Origin of the sequence: Salinispora fenicalii (assembly GCF_000514815.1) — a bacterium.
GTDB classification, from domain to species: Bacteria; Actinomycetota; Actinomycetes; order Mycobacteriales; family Micromonosporaceae; genus Micromonospora; species Micromonospora fenicalii.
The window spans coordinates 1-17,510 of sequence record NZ_KI911472.1; the positions used below are offsets into that span (position 1 = coordinate 1).

11 protein-coding genes, 24 tRNA genes, 1 pseudogene and 2 CRISPR repeat arrays are annotated in these 17,510 nt (G+C 66.6%); of the genes and pseudogenes, 11 read left to right on the top strand and 25 right to left on the bottom strand.

All coding sequences use genetic code 11. The features are described from left to right. Window positions 1-5 precede the first annotated feature (5 nt). Window positions 6-532: direct repeats of the CRISPR family, unit length 29 nt; unit sequence CGGAGCACCCCCACGTGCGTGGGGAGGAC. A 108-nt stretch (window positions 533-640) separates the two neighbouring features. From B116_RS0120905 to B116_RS29155, 9 genes and pseudogenes are all read left to right on the top strand, one after another. After that, window positions 641-3,445 (top strand): CRISPR-associated helicase/endonuclease Cas3, encoded by a 2,805-nt coding sequence (locus B116_RS0120905; protein WP_082312865.1) that lies wholly within the window; start codon window positions 641-643, stop codon window positions 3,443-3,445. 528 nt (window positions 3,446-3,973) lie between these two features. Continuing rightward, window positions 3,974-5,461 (top strand): type I-E CRISPR-associated protein Cse1/CasA, encoded by a 1,488-nt coding sequence (casA, locus tag B116_RS0120915; RefSeq protein ID WP_018722440.1) that lies wholly within the window; start codon window positions 3,974-3,976, stop codon window positions 5,459-5,461. Beyond that, window positions 5,461-6,123 (top strand): type I-E CRISPR-associated protein Cse2/CasB, encoded by a 663-nt coding sequence (gene casB, locus B116_RS0120920; protein WP_082312866.1) that lies wholly within the window; start codon window positions 5,461-5,463, stop codon window positions 6,121-6,123. Before casA ends, casB begins: the two co-directional genes overlap by 1 nt. Then, complete coding sequence (gene cas7e / locus B116_RS0120925) at window positions 6,120-7,262, top strand: type I-E CRISPR-associated protein Cas7/Cse4/CasC (protein ID WP_018722442.1); 1,143 nt, start codon at window positions 6,120-6,122, stop codon at window positions 7,260-7,262. The genes casB and cas7e overlap by 4 nt, the downstream gene beginning before the upstream one ends. Further along, a complete protein-coding gene (cas5e, locus tag B116_RS0120930; protein ID WP_027661215.1) occupies window positions 7,259-8,032 on the top strand; it encodes a type I-E CRISPR-associated protein Cas5/CasD in 774 nt (257 codons plus the stop codon). Before cas7e ends, cas5e begins: the two co-directional genes overlap by 4 nt. After that, window positions 8,029-8,649 (top strand): type I-E CRISPR-associated protein Cas6/Cse3/CasE, encoded by a 621-nt coding sequence (gene cas6e, locus B116_RS0120935; RefSeq protein ID WP_018220081.1) that lies wholly within the window; start codon window positions 8,029-8,031, stop codon window positions 8,647-8,649. Before cas5e ends, cas6e begins: the two co-directional genes overlap by 4 nt. Beyond that, on the top strand, window positions 8,646-9,608 hold the full coding sequence (cas1e, locus tag B116_RS0120940; RefSeq protein WP_027661216.1) for a type I-E CRISPR-associated endonuclease Cas1e: 963 nt from the start codon (window positions 8,646-8,648) through the stop codon (window positions 9,606-9,608). Before cas6e ends, cas1e begins: the two co-directional genes overlap by 4 nt. A 1-nt stretch (window position 9,609) precedes the next feature. Beyond that, window positions 9,610-9,951: a type I-E CRISPR-associated endoribonuclease Cas2e gene (cas2e, locus tag B116_RS27005; protein WP_082312867.1), complete on the top strand. Its 342-nt coding sequence runs from the start codon at window positions 9,610-9,612 to the stop codon at window positions 9,949-9,951. Between the two features lie 18 nt (window positions 9,952-9,969). Beyond that, window positions 9,970-11,643: direct repeats of the CRISPR family, unit length 29 nt; unit sequence GTCCTCCCCACGCACGTGGGGGTGCTCCG. Between the two features lie 187 nt (window positions 11,644-11,830). After that, window positions 11,831-12,693 (top strand): annotated as a pseudogene (locus B116_RS29155) (transposase); the annotation flags it as partial. Window positions 12,694-12,758: 65 nt separating this feature from the next. Here B116_RS29155 and B116_RS0120960 read toward each other — a convergent pair. The 25 genes from B116_RS0120960 to B116_RS0121060 form a co-directional block, all read right to left on the bottom strand. After that, window positions 12,759-12,835, bottom strand: a tRNA-Asn gene (locus tag B116_RS0120960). 1 nt (window position 12,836) lies between these two features. Next, window positions 12,837-12,910: transfer RNA gene (locus B116_RS27670), tRNA-Glu, on the bottom strand. 4 nt (window positions 12,911-12,914) lie between these two features. Beyond that, window positions 12,915-12,986, bottom strand: a tRNA-Val gene (locus B116_RS0120965). 2 nt (window positions 12,987-12,988) lie between these two features. Further along, window positions 12,989-13,065: transfer RNA gene (locus tag B116_RS0120970), tRNA-Met, on the bottom strand. Between the two features lie 2 nt (window positions 13,066-13,067). Next, window positions 13,068-13,139 (bottom strand) — tRNA-Lys (locus tag B116_RS0120975). Window positions 13,140-13,148: 9 nt separating this feature from the next. Further along, a tRNA-Arg gene (locus B116_RS0120980) sits at window positions 13,149-13,221 on the bottom strand. Between the two features lie 3 nt (window positions 13,222-13,224). Next, window positions 13,225-13,300 (bottom strand) — tRNA-Lys (locus B116_RS0120985). A gap of 4 nt (window positions 13,301-13,304) precedes the next feature. Beyond that, window positions 13,305-13,390: transfer RNA gene (locus tag B116_RS27675), tRNA-Ser, on the bottom strand. 1 nt (window position 13,391) lies between these two features. Further along, window positions 13,392-13,465: transfer RNA gene (locus B116_RS0120990), tRNA-Pro, on the bottom strand. A gap of 84 nt (window positions 13,466-13,549) precedes the next feature. Continuing rightward, window positions 13,550-13,623 (bottom strand) — tRNA-Arg (locus B116_RS0120995). 1 nt (window position 13,624) lies between these two features. Next, window positions 13,625-13,702: transfer RNA gene (locus B116_RS0121000), tRNA-Ile, on the bottom strand. A gap of 120 nt (window positions 13,703-13,822) precedes the next feature. Continuing rightward, window positions 13,823-13,891, bottom strand: a tRNA-Ala gene (locus tag B116_RS27680). 50 nt (window positions 13,892-13,941) lie between these two features. Then, window positions 13,942-14,024 (bottom strand) — tRNA-Leu (locus B116_RS0121005). A 1-nt stretch (window position 14,025) separates the two neighbouring features. Continuing rightward, a tRNA-Met gene (locus B116_RS0121010) sits at window positions 14,026-14,102 on the bottom strand. Between the two features lie 7 nt (window positions 14,103-14,109). After that, window positions 14,110-14,183: transfer RNA gene (locus B116_RS0121015), tRNA-Thr, on the bottom strand. 47 nt (window positions 14,184-14,230) lie between these two features. Continuing rightward, window positions 14,231-14,305, bottom strand: a tRNA-Leu gene (locus tag B116_RS0121020). 4 nt (window positions 14,306-14,309) lie between these two features. Then, window positions 14,310-14,381, bottom strand: a tRNA-Gln gene (locus B116_RS0121025). 33 nt (window positions 14,382-14,414) lie between these two features. Then, window positions 14,415-14,858 carry an HNH endonuclease gene (locus tag B116_RS0121030; RefSeq protein WP_027661220.1) on the bottom strand — a complete coding sequence of 148 codons (444 nt, stop codon included), beginning with the start codon at window positions 14,856-14,858 and terminating at the stop codon, window positions 14,415-14,417. Window positions 14,859-14,896: 38 nt separating this feature from the next. Next, a tRNA-Leu gene (locus tag B116_RS0121035) sits at window positions 14,897-14,969 on the bottom strand. 5 nt (window positions 14,970-14,974) lie between these two features. After that, window positions 14,975-15,051, bottom strand: a tRNA-Gln gene (locus B116_RS0121040). 5 nt (window positions 15,052-15,056) lie between these two features. Further along, window positions 15,057-15,129 (bottom strand) — tRNA-Gly (locus tag B116_RS0121045). Window positions 15,130-15,146: 17 nt separating this feature from the next. Further along, window positions 15,147-15,220 (bottom strand) — tRNA-Glu (locus tag B116_RS0121050). A 47-nt stretch (window positions 15,221-15,267) separates the two neighbouring features. After that, window positions 15,268-15,340, bottom strand: a tRNA-Phe gene (locus B116_RS0121055). Between the two features lie 69 nt (window positions 15,341-15,409). After that, a tRNA-Pro gene (locus B116_RS27685) sits at window positions 15,410-15,485 on the bottom strand. Window positions 15,486-15,599: 114 nt separating this feature from the next. Then, window positions 15,600-15,672: transfer RNA gene (locus B116_RS0121060), tRNA-Trp, on the bottom strand. A 586-nt stretch (window positions 15,673-16,258) separates the two neighbouring features. Between B116_RS0121060 and B116_RS0121070 the strand changes: the two genes are divergently transcribed. Further along, complete coding sequence (locus B116_RS0121070; RefSeq protein ID WP_018722449.1) at window positions 16,259-16,804, top strand: hypothetical protein; 546 nt, start codon at window positions 16,259-16,261, stop codon at window positions 16,802-16,804. Window positions 16,805-16,898: 94 nt separating this feature from the next. After that, complete coding sequence (locus B116_RS0121075; protein ID WP_027661221.1) at window positions 16,899-17,420, top strand: DUF6985 domain-containing protein; 522 nt, start codon at window positions 16,899-16,901, stop codon at window positions 17,418-17,420. Window positions 17,421-17,510: the final 90 nt, after the last annotated feature.

The following is a 17,510-nucleotide window of genomic DNA, read 5'->3' on the forward strand; positions in this document are numbered from 1 at the left end:
CAGACCGGAGCACCCCCACGTGCGTGGGGAGGACGCCCAGGTCGTATCCGAACCGCCCGTGTACAGCGGAGCACCCCCACGTGCGTGGGGAGGACGTGGGCAGCGGTGTCGGGGTTGCCAATAGCGACAGAGACTTTCGGAGCACCCCCACGTGCGTGGGGAGGACGGGATCTCCTTACGCGGCCTGGCCAGGTGCACCGGAGCACCCCCACGTGCGTGGGGAGGACGTGCCGTCGTCAAATGTGCGGTCTCTGGTGACCGGAGCACCCCCACGTGCGTGGGGAGGACTACCGCCCTTACCGCCGTACTGATCCTCACCACGGAGCACCCCCACGTGCGTGGGGAGGACATGAGCCCGTCGGTGAAGCGGCCGACGCGCCGCGGAGCACCCCCACGTGCGTGGGGAGGACGTGCTCGCGGAGCCCAAACCCGAGGCCCGATTCGGAGCACCCCCACGTGCGTGGGGAGGACGGATCTGGCCGGGGTTTCTCCGGCGATGTGAACGGAGCACCCCCACGTGCGTGGGGAGGACACTTTGTGACCTGCGCGTTTATCAGCCGTGGAAGCGGTTTTGCGTCGATCGAGTTGTGGTGTCGTATGGCTGTGGTTGCATGCTGATGCCCTTGCCGAGCGGGTACGAATGGAGGGGGTCGGATTGGGGGTCGACCATGACGGGGTCGATGCTGGGATTTGGGGCAAGTCTAGCCATCTCCTGAGACCGTATCCGTTGCTCTGGCATTTGATTGATACCGCGGCCGTTGCTGGTGCGTTGTGGGATCGCTATCTGGCCCCGAACCAACGGAGGGTCATCACGGAGGAGCTGGCCACCGACGACAGTCACGCTAAATCGTTGATCATGTTTTGGGCGGGATTACACGATGTCGGCAAGGCAACCCCAGGGTTTCAGAAGAAGGACGGGAGCGCGTTCGATGCGCTGCGGAGTGCTGGTTCGTATGAGGATGTTGTAGGCGATGGCTCGTTGAGGCACGACACCGCTGGTCAGTTGGCCATGCCGGGTCTTCTTGCTCCTTTGGGGTATCCGCGGTTGGTCAGGCGGGTCAGTGACCGCTTGGCCTACCGCGTCGCTCAGATCGTCGGCGGCCATCACGGGCGGTTCCAGCAAACCAGTGGTCCCCATGGTGGCCGGTTGCAGCTGGGCGAGGGCGGCTGGTCGAAGCAGCGCGCCGCCCTGGTGCGGGTGGTGCACGAGGCCGTGGGTTCACCCGAGCGGCCGCCGGCGATAGGTGCCGCGGCCAGTGTGCTGGTCACGGGGGTCGTGATCCTCGCGGACTGGCTGGCCAGCCAGGAGCACTTCTTGCGTCAGCAGTCTTCACGAGTGCCGCAGTACACGGGCGCCGAAGCTGTGTCGACTCATCTCGCGGTCTTATCCGCGCCCGCTGCCGCCCTGCTCGACGACGCCGGCTTAGGGTCACCGTCGTATCGGGCGTTGGGTTTCGAGGATCTGTTCCCGCACCGTCCGAACGCCCTTCAGCGGTCGATCATTGAGGAGTTGCTGCCGGTGGTCGACAGTCCGGGTCTGTTGGTCGTGACGGCGGCTACGGGGGACGGGAAGACTGAAGCCGCTTTGGTGGCTGCCAAAAGGTTGGCCGAGGTATGCGGGGCGCACGGGTTTTTCTTCGCTTTGCCGACGATGGCGACCTCCGACGAGATGTATCGCCGGGTACGAGCGTTTGCCGCCCGGCTTGCCGCCGGTCCGGCGCCGGTCACGCTGCTGCACAGCATGTCGTGGTTGAACGCTGAGTACGAGGCTCGGGCGGTTGTCGACCCTGGTGGTGCGGCTGAGGTGGTGTCCGATGAACCCAGTGGTGATGTGGTGGCACCGGAGTGGCTGCGCGGCCCCAAGCGGGGGCTGCTGGCGCCCATGGCGGTGGGTACGGTGGACCAGGCGTTGCTTGCCGTGCTGACCACCAAGCACAACGCGCTGCGTCTGCTCGCTCTCTCGGGCAAGGTGTTCGTCGTTGACGAGGCGCATGCGTACGACGACTTCACGACCTCCCTGCTGTGTGGCCTGTTGAACTGGTTGGGGGCCTACGGATGCCCGGTCGTCCTGCTGTCGGCGACGTTGCCCTCGTCGCAGGCGGCGACTCTTGTAGGGGCGTACGAAGAGGGTGCTGGCGTCGGGCCGACCAACACGCCTGTGCCCTATCCGGGTTGGACGTTCGTGCCGGCGATCCAGGGGCGTGACACGGTTTCGATCTCACCAACGATGCGGGAGGCCCTGGTCTCGGGTAGGACCGTGGAGTTCACGCTCGACGTACGCCCTGTTCGTCACCTCGTCGGGTCGGAGAGCGACCCAGCGGATCGTAGGGCCGTGGTGCGGCAGGTGCTGGCGCCGGTGGTCGAGCAGGGTGGGTGCGCTGCCGTGGTCTGCAACACGGTCAACGACGCCCAGCAGACCTACCGCGTCGTTCGTGACTGGGCGTCCGGGGGAGTGGATGTGGTGCTGCTGCACTCCCGTTTCCCGGCTCGGCGCCGGGAGGAGATTACGACGCAGATCATCGGTCGGCTGGGGAAGGACGGCAATCGTCCTAGATCGATGATCGTAGTTGCTACTCAGGTGCTAGAGCAGTCACTTGACCTGGACTTCGACCTGTTGGTGACGGATCTGGCGCCGATGGCGCAGCTGTTGCAGCGTGCCGGCCGGTGTCATCGACACCGCAGGACGAGGCCGCCTTGGGCTGCGCAACCGCGGGTGGTGGTTCTCGACCCGCGGGGCCCGGACGGTATCGAGCATGTCAGGCCAGCTGCTTGGGGAGACGTGTACGCGCGGTACCTGCTGCGGGCTACGCACCTTCGGCTGGCGGCGACCGACAGGATCGCCGTTCCGCACGCGGTGCAGAACCAAGTGGAAGCGGTGTATTCGCCACAGTCAGTCGACCACGATCCCGTGCTAAGCGCCGAATACGACGAGTACCGCGCCGAGGCGATGGCCCTACGTGGGATGGCTGAACTCGGTGTCATTCCTGATCCCGCTCAGGTGGCCGACCTGGCAGCGCTGAGTCTTACCGAAACGCCGGAGTGGCGTGCATCAACCCGCCTGGGAGCTGAGTCGGAGCGGGTGCTCTGCTGCTACCTCGACGCTGGCGGCAGGCAGTGGCTCGACCCCGAGCGGCGCACCCTGCTACCGCAGCGCGGGGCGAGACCCGACGGCCGCTTCTCTAGCCAAGAGGTACGGATGATCCTCCAGGAGACGATCCCGCTCCGAACCGACATCCTCACGGGATATGACCCACCCACCACCTTGCCAGCATCCTGGAGCAACAACGCCTGGCTGAAGCGTCTCCGGCCGCTGTGGCTCCCGATCCTCCCCGACGGGCCCGGGTCGGCCGCTTGGGCTCGTCGATCAGTGCACCTTGACCCCGAACTCGGGCTGGTAGTTCTCTCCTCTTCGGAAGGACGGCAGCCTGGTGTGGTGAGTGAGTGAGCAAAGCGCAACGAACGATGGACGTAGTTAGTGTGGCTTGTATCGCAATCATCAGCGCCTGCTTACGTTCAGGCCAGCTCGAGAGCTGTGGGGTCTCCACCGGGTTGGATGCGGCGGCTTGCGAGACGGCGATCTTGGGCTTGCCCGAGCCCTTCCCGCTGTACCTAGATTCGGCCAAAACCTTTTGGAGGAATTATGGAACGGTGTGAAGCAGGGCTCGGCATCTCCCTCCGGTTGCCGGCTGCAACGGTGCTGACCGTCGTGGTGATTGTGATCCATGTGCTCGTGACGTGGATGTGAGCCGTACGGAGTGAAGTGCGGGTTGCTGGCGGCAGCGCCGCCAGCAACCCGCACACCGCGCCAATATTGAGGAAGTTAATTGCCATGGGTCGTGGATGCGGCCGACGACCGGAGCACCCCCACGGTGAGGATCTCACCGACTGTAAGTCATGTAGATGACATGCAACTTCGCGTCGACACGTGAGTTTGGCAACGTCAGTGGGCCTTCAAGTGGAAGCGATCACGCTTATGATCAAATCTTTCGACCTGACAGACCAGCCGTGGATACCGGTGGTTGCCAAGAGTGAGTTGGAGCTGGTCGGCCTCCGTGAGCTTTTCGTTCGTGCGGCGGAGTTCGATGACCTGGCTGTTCCGGTGCCGCCGGCGGCGTCCGGGTTGTGGCGAATTCTGTACGCGATCACTGCACGGGTGACGGGCCTGGACATGCTGCGTGGGCCACAGTGGCGGCAGCGGCAGGAGTGGCTGCTTGACCAGGGCGGGTTTGCCGCAGGCGACGTCGGTGCCTACTTTGCGAAATACTCAGACCGCTTTGACCTGTTCGATGCGCTTCGTCCGTGGATGCAGGATCCCCGGCTTGCTGTCGAGTGTCCGAAGTCCTCCGGGGTCAACAAGCTGGTGTTCGACCGTCCAGCGGGCAACTCTCAGGTGTGGTTCGGCCATCACACGGATGCCGACGCGGTGGCTCTGGCTCCGGGGGAGGCGGCGTGGTACCTGATCGCGCAGCTGTATTACGGCGCATCTGGGCGGTGCAGCAGCCGTGAGGTGGCCGGGCAGAAGTTCGCCAACAGCAACGCCGGCCCGCTGCGGGGGGCCATGTCTTATCACCCGCTCGGGGAGAACCTGTTCGAGTCGCTGGTCGTGGGGGTGCCCCCACGGGTGTCATCAGGGCAGGACGAGGGGCTTGACCTGTGTCCGTGGGAGCGCGATGAGTTGCCGGATCCGCTCGGTGCGCCATGGTCGGTGTCGTGGCCGTGTGGCGCGTTGACGGGCCGTGCGCGGCATGCTGTGCTGCTGGTTCCAGACGCCGCCGGTGAGGCCGTGTCGGATGCCTACGTCACCTGGGCGTGGCGGCTTCCCGGGGCGGCGTCCCCTGATCCGTACGTGGTGCGTCGGCAGAACAAGGAGGGCGGCTGGTACCAGCTGCCGGCCGACGGCTCCCGGGCTCTGTGGCGGGACGTTGACGCCCTGCTGGGCGGCAACACCGAGGTCAAGACGCATCGTCCCGACATCATGGCTGTCGCCGCCGACCTCGGTCTCGACGGACGGGTGCGCGCGTATGGCTTCGATCAAGACGGGCAGGCCAAGGATCGGCAGTGGTTCATCGCACTGACCCCACCAGTTCTTGGTTGGTTGAGTGAGCGCGACCCGGTGACCGCCGACGGCGTGGCCCTGTTGACCCGGGCGGCGGAGTCGATCGGCCGGCGTGTCGGGGCCGCACTGCGGCAGGCTTGGCGGGAGTTGGTTAGCGTCAAGGACCGAGAGGGCCCGTGGGCTCATACGGGTGAGGCGTACTACTGGACGCGAGCCGAGGCGGTGTTCTGGGAGCACGTGCGAGACGGCCGTTTCGCCGAGGGCGGGCGGGCTTTCGCGCGGTTAGGGCACGAGGCCATCGACCACGCCGCGGATGGCGATGCCAGCTCACCGCGGCTGGTGCGGGCCACGCAGACAGCGCATCGGCTGTTGACAACTCCGTCGAGGAAGGGATCGGGCGCGTGATGTCCACGGAGATTGAAGAACGGCCATCCGACCGGTTCGCGAGGCGGGTCACCGAGCGGTGCCGCCGTGATCGTGGTCAGCGTGCGGCGCTGCGTCGAGGCCTACGTCGTCCTCCCGAGCAGGCGCACACCATGCATGCCGTTGTCGCCCCATTGCTGTCGGCGTCGGTGACGCAGGAACACGAGTATGCCCACTACGCCGTAGCGGCGATGATCGCCGCGTCGGTTCGTGACAGGCCAAACGTCGAATCCAGCGACGTCGAGCCAGCGAACGTCACTGACGCCGAGCAGGTAGCCGCAGCGGACGCCGACATCACGCCGGACTACCGCCCCAATCTGGGGCAGTCGTTGGCCTGGGCGGTGTGCCGGCCGGGCCTTGGCCGTCGGGCGATGAACCGAGCTACCGCGGAGAAGCGACTGCATCTGCTGGTCCGGCAGGGCTACCCCGGCGTCTACCAACACCTAGCCGGGGTGGTGCGGCATCTCGCCATGGTCGAGGTCCAGGTGAACTGGGGGCAACTCCTTGACGACCTCTGTCAGTGGCGGTACCGCCGTGACCAGGTCGCCAAGCGATGGCTCCAGTCCTACTACCGCACCCTGCACGAAGCCGACCGCCGCGCCGAGCAGCAGAAATACAACCCGAGCCTGGAGGAGCCCGCATGACCGCCCGTTACGTCGACATCCATGTGCTGCAGACCGTCCCATACGCCAATCTCAACCGCGACGATCTGGGCTCACCCAAGACTGTGCGCTTCGGCTACGCCGATCGCACCCGGGTCTCCAGCCAATCCTGGAAGCGAGCCGTTCGGCGGGAGCTGGAGGAATCGTCAGGTGACAAGGCCAAGCGCACCCGGCGGCTGCCGCAGGCCATCCAGGCTCGGCTCACCGGGCCCGACTGGGACTCGGAGCTGGCGGCCTTCGCGGCGACGCAGGTCATGGCCACGCTCGCCACGATCGCGGTCAAGGCCGACGGTTTCAAGGTGGACAAAGCCACCGGTGAGGCGCAGGTGCTGTTCTACCTGCCGGAGCGGGCCTTCGAGATGCTCGCTGATGTCTGTATGCAGCAGCGTGATCGGCTCATCGGCCTGCGGTCCGGCGCGCTCAAGCTCAAAAGGGGTGAGGCGCCTTTGCCTGCCGACGCCGTCCGCGCGGCGATGGAGCACCGCAGCGATGTGATCAACCTGTTCGGGCGGATGCTGGCGGAACTGCCCGGCAGCAACGTCGACGGGGCGGTCCAGGTTGCCCACGCGTTCACCACCCACGGCACGGACCCGCAGGTCGACTTCTTCACTGCCGTCGATGACCTCAAGCAGGACGCCGACCAGGCCGGCAGCGGGCACATGAACAGCGCCGAGTTCAGCACCGGCACGTTCTACCGGTACGCCAGCGTCAACCTGGAAGACCTTGCCCACAACCTCGGCGACCCGGCCACCGCGGTCGAGCTGACCAGGGTGTTCCTGTCGGCGTTCATCACCGCCATGCCGCAGGCCAAAAAGAACGCCACCGCACCGTTCACGGTTCCCGAACTGGCCTACATCGCGGTTCGCACCGACCGACCGGTATCACTGGCCAGCGCCTTCGAAACCCCGGTACGGGCCACATTCGACAGCGGATACGCCGAGCCGTCACGTCGGCAGCTCGCCGAGTACGCCGGACAGATCTACCGACTAATCGGCGACCAGGGAATGGTCTACCACGGTTGCGCTAGCGTCGACGACAAAGGCCTGGAACAGCTCGGCGAGACTCGCCAGAGCTTCGACAACCTGATCGCCACCGCCGTCGACAAACTGAGGGCGAAATGACGGGGCTGCTGCTGCGGTTGGCCGGGCCCATGCAATCGTGGGGTGACCACAGCACCTTTAGCGTCCGAGACACCGGCACCGTCCCCACCCGATCGGCCATGATCGGCATCATCGCCGCCGCTCAGGGCAGGCACCGCGGCGAGCCGCTCAGCGACCTCGCCCCGGTGCAGTTCACTGTCCGCGTCGACCGGCCCGGCACGGTCATGTCCGATTTCCACACCGTCGGCGGTGGTGCGCCGCCGGAACGGACCGTACCGACAGCAGAAGGCAAACGCAGGACGGCGGGTGCCGGCACCATCGTGTCGCGTCGGTTCTACCTGGCAGACGCGGTGTTCACCGTCGCGGTCACCGGCCCGGACGATCTCGTGGGTCAAATTCACACGGCCCTGAACAACCCGGTCTGGGGTCCGTATCTCGGACGCCGCTCCTGCCCCGTGGCGCACCCGTTCCTGGTCTCCGGCCCGGTCCCCGACCCCGTCGGCCACCTAGAACACCTGCCGCTCAACCGACGCCGCCCCCCGGGCGATGAGGAGACCGTCAGGGTGGACTTCGTCACCGGGGCACCCCACGGCGACGGCTCCATCAGCCGGATGACACTCAACGACGTACCCATGGAACCAGTGTCCGGAAGCCCTGACCCGCGTCGACGGCGATACCTCACCCGCCAGGTTTACGTCACCACCCGCAGCCTGCCCGCCGATCTGTGCGCCGGCACCGGCCTCAACTACCTGAACGCACTGGACGAGCACCTGCGAGGAGTCCGAACGTGATCGCCTGGCTGACCCGGATCGCACTTGACCTCCGCCATTCGGCGGCACGACGGGACCTACGCGACACGACCGCCCTGCACCGTCGCGTGATGTCGCTGGTGCCGGACGGTCTGGGCGAACAGCCACGACACCACGCGGGCGTGCTCTTCCGGCTCGACCACACCACCACTGGCCCGATGCTCCTGGTCCAGACCACCCTGCCACCTGACCCGAATCGGCTGCCCGACGGCTACGCCACCGTCGACACCCGCGACATCAGCCCGCTACTGAAGGCCCTGACCAACGGAATGGCGATGCACTACCGGATCGCTGCCAACGCATCCAAACGAGCGTGGAAGGGCAACAGCGCCGGCAAGGTCATCGCCTTGTCTGGCCAGCAGGCCGAGCAGTGGTGGCAGCGCAAGGCCGAGGCCACCGGACTCGATCTGCGTCACCTGCGCGCCCAGCCACAACCGGCCGCTCGCGGACGCGCCATCCCCGTACGTCACGCCATCACCCTGTTCGAAGGACAAGCGGTGATCACCGACGCGGACCAGGTCCGCGCAGCGGTGCTGGCCGGCATCGGCCGCGGACGCTCGTTCGGCTGCGGTCTACTCAGCCTCGCACCGATGCGATGAGCACCAGCGCCCAGCGGCGACTCGCCGCACCGACCCTGGCCATGCTGCCCCGCGTGGCGGACTCGCTTAGCTTCCTCTACGCCGACATCGTTCGGATCGTCCAAGACGACACCGGAGTCCTCGCCCAGGTAGATACCCCGAAAGGAGCCGAACGCGTCTATCTGCCCACAGCCGCGCTCAGCTGCCTTCTCCTCGGACCCGGCACCTCGATCACCCACCACGCCCTGTCCACCCTCGCCCGCCACGGCACTACCGTCGTCTGCGTCGGCTCCGGCGTCGTCCGCTGTTACGCCGGCATCACCCCCACCTCTCTGACCACCAACTGGCTGGAAAAGCAGGCCCGCTGCTGGGCCGACGACAACACCCGACTGCACGTAGCGATACGCATGTACGAGCAACGCTTCGGCGAAGCCGTCCCCGAAGGCACCACGCTGGCCCAGCTCCGCGGTATGGAAGGCCAGCGTATGAAAACGCTCTACCGCCTGTTGGCTCAGAAGTATCGAACCGGCAAATTCCGCCGCAACTACGACCCCAACAAGTGGGACACCCAGGACCCGGTCAACCTTGCGCTATCAGCGGCCAGCGCCTGCCTATATGGAGTGGTCCACGCCGTCATCCTCGCTTTGGGCTGCTCACCGGCGCTCGGCTTCGTACACAACGGCACCCAACACGCCTTCGTCTACGACATCGCCGACCTCTACAAGGCCAAGGTCACCGTGCCGCTCGCCTTCTCCATGAGTACCTCCGCCCAACCCGAACGCGACGTACGCCGCAAGCTGCGCGACGGGTTCCGTCTGCTCAAGCTGATGCCGACGATCGTTACCGACATCCAACATCTACTCGACCCCGACAGCACGCTTAAACAGCGGCAACCTGCCGCCGAAATCACCTCACTCTGGGATCCAGAGATGGGAGCCATGCCGTCCGGAGTTAACTACAGCTCAGACCCTTGGGACTAGCATGGCTTCCCTTATCGTCCTGGCAACCACCGCCGTACCCGATCACTTAAGAGGCGCACTCAGCCGCTGGATGATCGAAGTAACACCCGGCATGTTCGTCGGAACGCTCTCAGCCAAGGTCCGCGACGAGCTATGGAACGCAGCAAGCAGCGTCGTCGGCGACGGCGCCGCCGTCCTTATCCACCCAGACGACAACGAGCAAGGCTTCTCTCTACGGACCGCAGGAGCACGCAGACGCCGCCCGGTCGACTTCGACGGCCTCACCCTAGTAGCCATGAGCCCCAATGAACACCACGACGACGCTTCCACCCCAGCAGAAACCGTCTGGCCGGAAGGCTGGTAAAACCGCAGGTCAGTAAGTGTCCTCCCCACGCACGTGGGGGTGCTCCGGCACACACCTGGCATGTGGTGTGGCAATTTGAGTCCTCCCCACGCACGTGGGGGTGCTCCGGCCGAGGGCACGATGGTTGACTTGGAAGACGGGTCCTCCCCACGCACGTGGGGGTGCTCCGTTGCCTCGCCAGAGGTTTCGGCCGCTCTCGCCGTCCTCCCCACGCACGTGGGGGTGCTCCGTCGATCGGATCATCGTCGCAGGACACAGGTCAGTCCTCCCCACGCACGTGGGGGTGCTCCGTTGTGGTCCTACGCCCTGGTGGTCTTGCTGGCGTCCTCCCCACGCACGTGGGGGTGCTCCGAAGTCGCCCATGGCTGGTTGCCGGATGTCATCGTCCTCCCCACGCACGTGGGGGTGCTCCGGTAGAGAACCCCCGAGTTAATAGCTCCGCGTGGTCCTCCCCACGCACGTGGGGGTGCTCCGACGGCGATCAGCTCCTGGGCGTCGGCGAGGGCGTCCTCCCCACGCACGTGGGGGTGCTCCACCAACCCAACACGGCCGGACGGACCCGCTGAGGTCCTCCCCACGCACGTGGGGGTGCTCCGACGGCGATCAGCTCCTGGGCGTCGGCGAGGGCGTCCTCCCCACGCACGTGGGGGTGCTCCACCAACCCAACACGGCCGGACGGACCCGCTGAGGTCCTCCCCACGCACGTGGGGGTGCTCCGTCATCGACCACGGACAACATGCCGTTGAGCGGGTCCTCCCCACGCACGTGGGGGTGCTCCGCGACCCTGCGGTACGGGGTGGCGGTGACCGCCGTCCTCCCCACGCACGTGGGGGTGCTCCGTACCCGGTGAGGGCTTGGTGCTGGGTGGTGGCGTCCTCCCCACGCACGTGGGGGTGCTCCGATTGCGTGTTCGAACGTCACGATCAGTCGTCAGTCCTCCCCACGCACGTGGGGGTGCTCCGTGACCTCTTCCATGCCCAAGGGACAGTCGCACGTCCTCCCCACGCACGTGGGGGTGCTCCGTGACTGATCTGGATGGCCTTGATGGGCCGACTGTCCTCCCCACGCACGTGGGGGTGCTCCGTACGCCGACGAGTTCGCTTTCAACACCCTGCAGTCCTCCCCACGCACGTGGGGGTGCTCCGTCCGACCGCACCCAGGAGGCCGCCCGGGTCGTGTCCTCCCCACGCACGTGGGGGTGCTCCGACGCTGGTATCCCACTCTGCGGCCAGTTCCCGGTCCTCCCCACGCACGTGGGGGTGCTCCACAACGCGCCGCCGCCGCAACGCCCCGACGTACGTCCTCCCCACGCACGTGGGGGTGCTCCGCCACGGGCCAGCAACTCCTAGCGGTCCTCGCGGTCCTCCCCACGCACGTGGGGGTGCTCCCAAGTGGATGCGCCGGGTCGAACGTGTGCTCAGGTCCTCCCCACGCACGTGGGGGTGCTCCGATGCTGATGGGAGTGTCTGACGAACGCGCCTAGTCCTCCCCACGCACGTGGGGGTGCTCCGGCGATCGAGACCTTCCGGACCGGCCGCCCGGGTCCTCCCCACGCACGTGGGGGTGCTCCGGTCTCGATAGAGCGCCGGTCCTCCGCCGATAGGTCCTCCCCACGCACGTGGGGGTGCTCCGCCCGACACGGTGACCAGCGGTATGTCCGCATGTCCTCCCCGCGCACGTGGGGGTGCTCCGCAACATTCAGATTCGGCGAAGCCGAACTCCTTTATCCACGTGGCGTCCGGGGTAGCGCTGCTACGGCCGGAGAAGAACAGGTGTTCGCGGCGATGCTCGATGGCTGGCAACCCAGCAGACGGCGCGGAACCTGTCGTCGGCCATGATCACGGCGCGGTTGAGGGTGATCTGGGCGTTCGCCGAGCACGTCAGCAGCGACAGCGACCAGTCCGAGGCGGTCAAGGTCGTCACCCGCTATCACAAGACGCTGATCTGGGAGCAGACCAGGCACATGCTGCGGCTTCGCAGCGCACTGCGGGAGTACTTCCCAGCCGCGTTGGCCGCGTTCGCTGACCTGACCGCGTCGGAGGCGCTGGAGTTGCTGGCCAGGGCACCTTAGCCGGCTTCGGCCGCCCGGCTGCCCTTGACGAGGATTCTCGCTGCGGTTAAGCGGGCACGGCGCCACCACGCCGCGGTCAAGGCCGAGGCGATCCGAGACGCGCTACGGGCCGACCACCTGGGCCAGCCGCCTGTGGTGACGACCGCGTATGCTGCCATGGTCCGTGCTCAGGTCGCCTTCCTGACCACCCTCAACACCGAGATCAAGGCTATGCAAGAGCAGGTGAGGACCCATTTAGGGCGGCACCCGGACGCTGCATCTACGTCAGCCAGCCCGGGCTGAGCGCTGTGCTCGGCGCCCGGGTGCTCGCCGAGTTCGGAGACGACAAGACCCGTTACGCCAGCGTCAAGGTCCGCAAGAGCTACGCCGGCACCAGCCCGATCACGCGGCAGTCCGGCAAGAGGAAGGTCGTGCTGGCCCGCCACGTGCACAACAACCGGCTCGTCGACGCAGTTGGCCTGCAAGCGCTCACGGCCATACGTGCCTCCCCCGGTGCCCGCCGCTACTACGACCAACTCCGCGCCCGCGGCGTCGGCCACCGCGCCGCGCTGCGCCAGCTCGGTAACCGACTCGTCGGCGTGCTCCACGGCTGCTTGAAAACCAAGACCACCTACGACGAAGAGACCGCCTGTCCCAACCTCACAGAACGCCTCGAATACGCCGCAGCTTGATACCAATTCACACGGGATGTCTGCGCTGTGTGTGAGCGCCGCTCTACCGCTGAGCTACACGGGCGTGGCTCCGGTGGCTGGATTCGAACCAGCGCATGGGCGGATTAACAGTCCGCTGCCCTATCGACTGGGCGACACCGGAATGGTCGCGTGTGCGGAACTCGAACACGCTTCATCGCCGTGAAAGGACGAGGGCCTACCCATAGCCGAACGCGCGTGTGTGCCCCGAGCTGGTGTCGAACCAGCGACCTTCCGCGTGTCGAACGGACGCTCTCCCGCTGAGCTATCGGGGCGGGAGCGGGGGCGGGATTCGAACCACGCGATCTCCGGCTTATGAGGCCGGCGAGGACGACCGAACTCCTCTACCCCGCGAGTGCCGCCGGGAGGAATCGAACCTCCGCAATCCGGATTAAAAGTCCGGAGCCCGGCCATCAGGCGCCGGCGGCATCGTGCTGCGCCCCGCGCTGGACTCGAACCAGCGACACCCGCTTTAGAAGAGCGGTGCTCTATCCGCTGAGCTAGCGGGGCAGATGGTACGCCGCCCGGGACTCGAACCCGGAGCCTGCTGAGTAAGAGTCAGTAGCTCTACCGATTGAGCTAACGGCGCGCGGCGGTGAGGGAGGGAGTCGAACCCCCAAGGCCTTTCGACCCAGACCGTTTTCGAGACGTCGCCCGGCACCTATCGGGTGGCCTCACCGTCGGGCTGGCCGGATTCGAACCGGCGACCTCTCGCTCCCAAAGCGAGCGCGCTACCAAGCTGCGCTACAGCCCGTTGGTCGGGATGACCGGTTTCCCACCGATGCTCTCCCGCCCCGAGGATGTGGCAGCCTACCAAGCTGCGCCGCATCCTGATTTGTACCCCCGGCGCGATTCGAACGCGCGGCCTCTGGATTCGTAATCCAGCGCCCTATCCATCTGGGCCACGGGGGTGTGGTGTCGTCGGGTGGGTTCGAACCACCGCATCTCCGAGTTATCAGCTCGGTGCCTTCACCTTCTTGGCCACGACGACAGTGTGGACAGACGGGTCCCTTACCCGTGCGTGAGCGGCCCGGTGCCTGCCTGCACCGGCTCGGTGCCGCCTTTCTCGGTGTGACGGGCCGGCGCTGTAGCCCCTGAGTCACGGCGCACGTGGATCGACGGGGAGTCGAACCCCGCATGCGAGGCTTGCAAGGCGACGCTGTGCACCGGCATTCGACCCGTATCGCGGCCCTCCGCAGGCCCGCCCGCGCACAAGGGTGCCCGGCAGGGTGCGCTCGGGGGGAGTCGAACCCCCATGCCTGTTCGGCACCGGCGTCTGAGGCCGGCGTGTATCCCCGTTCCACCACGAGCGCGTGGTGCCGACGCGGGGTCTCGAACCCCGGGACCTCTCTGTTATGAGCGAAGCGCTCTACCACCTGAGCTACGTCGGCAGGCCAGAGCCGGTGGCGGGAATCGAACCCGCGTCCGCCGCATTACAAGTGCGGTGCTCAACCACCGTGAGCTACACCGGCACACCAAGCGTCGACCGCGGGCGGGACGCGGCCGGCGATTCGGTGAGTGCCCTCGACACGATTCGAACGTGCACTGCGCGGCACCTCATGCCGCTGCCTCCTACCAGTTGGGCTACGAGGGCGTCGCTGCGGGCGGAGGACTCGAACCTCCTCTTTCCGGTCCAGAGCCGGACGTGCTGCCCGTTGCACCAGCCCGCATCGCGCCGGCGGGGTGATGGCCCGCCGGCTGGGTCACCGTTGCGTCATCGACGACCAGGACGGCGTGCGCGGGGTGGTCCGCAGCCGCATGCCGGCCTCGGCCGGTGTCCGGTCGCCTTTCGCCTGGTTGCAGGCGGCGCAAGCGGCGACGGTGTTGGTCCAGGTGTTCCTACCGCCCCGGGATCGGGGCAGGACGTGGTCAACGGTGGCGGCTGGGCCGGCGCAGTAGCCACACCGACGGTCATCGCGGTGCAGCACCCCCGACCGGGACCAAGCAGGCCCGGTGGTGTAACGCCAGCGGGTGACCACGTACCGGACGAGGCGCACGACCCTCGGCATGGGAAACACGCCGATCAGCCGGTCGGGCACCGCTTCGTGGACCTCGGCGACCCGCCGGCACAGCATGCGGATCGCGTGGGCGACCGTGACCCGGTGCAGGGGCCCAAGGTCGGCGTTGATGACAAGGACCGCGTTCACCTGGGCCCCTCCTTTCCTCCTGTGTGCGTGTGGTGCCGTGCCCCGTGAGGGATTCGAACCCCCACGTCACCCGCCTTGAACGGGTTGCCTCTGCCGTTGGGCTACCGGGGCGTGGGCTCCGGGAGCAGGAATCGAACCTGCGTCTGTACCGGGATCCAACGTCCCGTCGCCCCTGCCAGCAGAGCACCCCGGATCGAAAGCGGCCGGCGGGCATCGAACCCGCTGCTCCGGTTTGGAAGACCGGCGTGTCCGCCGAGTTCACCACGACCGCATGGCATGTGATGTGCGTGGGCCGTACGGGGTTCGAACCCGTAACCTCCTGGCTGAGAACCAGGTGAGCTGCCAGCTTGCTCCAACGGCCCGCGATCTGCGACGACGGACGCGGGCGACGCGCGCGAACCGGTCGACGTGCCCGCCCCCGGGGTCGAACCGGGAACCTCTCGGGCTTCAACCGAGCGCTCTACCGTCTGAGCTTGGCGGGCGTGCGTGGAGCAGGCGGGATGCGAACCCGTGGCCTTCGGCGTGCTCCTCCGTGCTGGGCTACAGCCCCATGGTCCGGGACCGGGGTGTCGAACCCCGTGTCTCTCGCTCCCAAAGCGAGCGGGTTAGCCGTCTCCCTCGTCCCGGAGGTGTTTCCCCGGCCGGGCCCGTATTTGAGGCACCGGCCGGGGTCATACTTATGCCATCCACTGTGGAATTGAGAATAGACGGGTGTCTCCGATGGTGGCCGGAAACGGTAAGCAGGGGCGGCAGGATTCGAACCTGCAACCATCGGTTTTGGAGGCCGATGCTCTCGCCGTTGAGCTACACCCCTACGCACTGGTCGGGATAGACAGAAATGCCGCCCGGTCCCTGGCGGGTGGGCGGCTTCGCAGCTTCGCTGCTGCTATTCGCGCCCAGGCTGCCAGTAGTTTCGCTCGTTGCCACATAGGTCGTGGGCCCGCCCGATCGAGGGCAGCACGACACCGCCGCGCGGCGCGACCCGCGTGGATTCGGTGGGCATGTACTGCAACACGGGAAGCTCCTCGAGGTGTGGTGTGGACCGCTTGACCTTGCACATCGAAGGTAAATGCACCGTGGGGTGGATGCAAGAGATATTCCGCAGACGCGATCGTGATGTGATGCCTACCCCAACGGCAGTCACCCCGGCAAGCCCTGAAACCCTTACAAACTGTCGTGTCGCCGTCCCCTCAGGACAGCGATTCCAGGCGACCCTACCCAGGTGATGCCGCTGGCATCCCCAACGCACACCAACGCACGTCATCCCGATGGACGTGCCCGGCTTCCCGGACTCCTTCCCTGACGGTGCGTGCCTCAGGAGCCGTTCGGCGCTGGCCCGCGCTGGCGCACGCACCAGGGCGTGCAGGTGAACGCACACGCCCACCGCTACCCTGCTCGACATGAACGTCGAGCAGCGCCTCCTGCGCATCCGTGTCTGGCTGTGGATCGTAGTGGTGGGGCTGTTCCTCAGTGGGGTGACCGCGTTCCCACTCGAGATCGAAGTTCGCTGGCTGCTGAGGGTCGTCGACCCGCTGGCCGACCACCTGCCGGCACTAGTCGACTGGATTGAGCGGGTGCACCTCGGGCTGGTCGAGACCGGAGAGCGCTACCCGTTCATGCGGTACGGGACCGACTGGCTGGCGTTCGCTCACCTGGTGCTCGCGGTCGCGTTCTGGGGGCCGCTACGTGACCCCGTACGCAACGTCTGGGTGGTCCAGCTCGGCATGATCGCCTGTTTCGGAATCGTGCCGTTGGCGTTGATCTGCGGACCCCTCCGAGAGATCCCGTGGTTCTGGACGGTCGTGGATCTCTCCTTCGCTATCGGAGCGTTCCCACCGCTATGGTTCGCCTACCGACACATCCGGGCGATCGAGGTACTGCAAGCTAGGCCGGCTGACCAGGCTCACCCGTCGGCGCCGGAGCCTCACATGTCATCGGGCGCGTAGCGGGCCGCAGCTGCCCCAGCGGTGGTGTGGTTGGCGTGTGGGCGCCGTGCAACGGGAAACCACTACAACCTGCCCGCTGCCGTAAAGTGCCCGCATGGAACTCCCCGGCCTCGGAACAGTAACTGAAGACCTCGACGGGTGGTACCGCAGCGAGCCCATCACCGTGCCAGCCCTGGGTGACCGCGTTCTCTACGTGACGGTCAACGGCTACGACGACGATCCGGCTAAGGAAGACTTCCACGCAGCCATCACCGCGTTCCTCAGCATCGACGACTCTGCCCTGAAGGCCGCCGCACCAGCACTCTTCGACTACTACCAGGACATCGCGTCCGAGTTTGCCGACGACGACATGCCCGTGACGATCTTCAGTCCTGACCAAGTCTGGACGCACATCCACCCCGTCGAAATCGTCGTGGAGCGAGACAGCTTCCGCGATCAGCACGTCTACGTCTCGATGGAATGCGAATGCGACTGGGAGCCCGAGCACGGACTTCAAATCGTTCTGCGAGACGGCCGAGCAGTGACCAAGGTCGGCCCATGCGACGGCCACCTCACCAACGCAGCCGCCTTCAACCGCGACGACCTCGAAGGCGTCGTCTACCACCGGCTGAGGTAGCGCAACCGACTGTAGCCATCCGGCACTCGCCATCGTCGAGTGATAGACAGTTATCGCTTTACCAGCAGTGCGTGAACCCACGGACTCGGA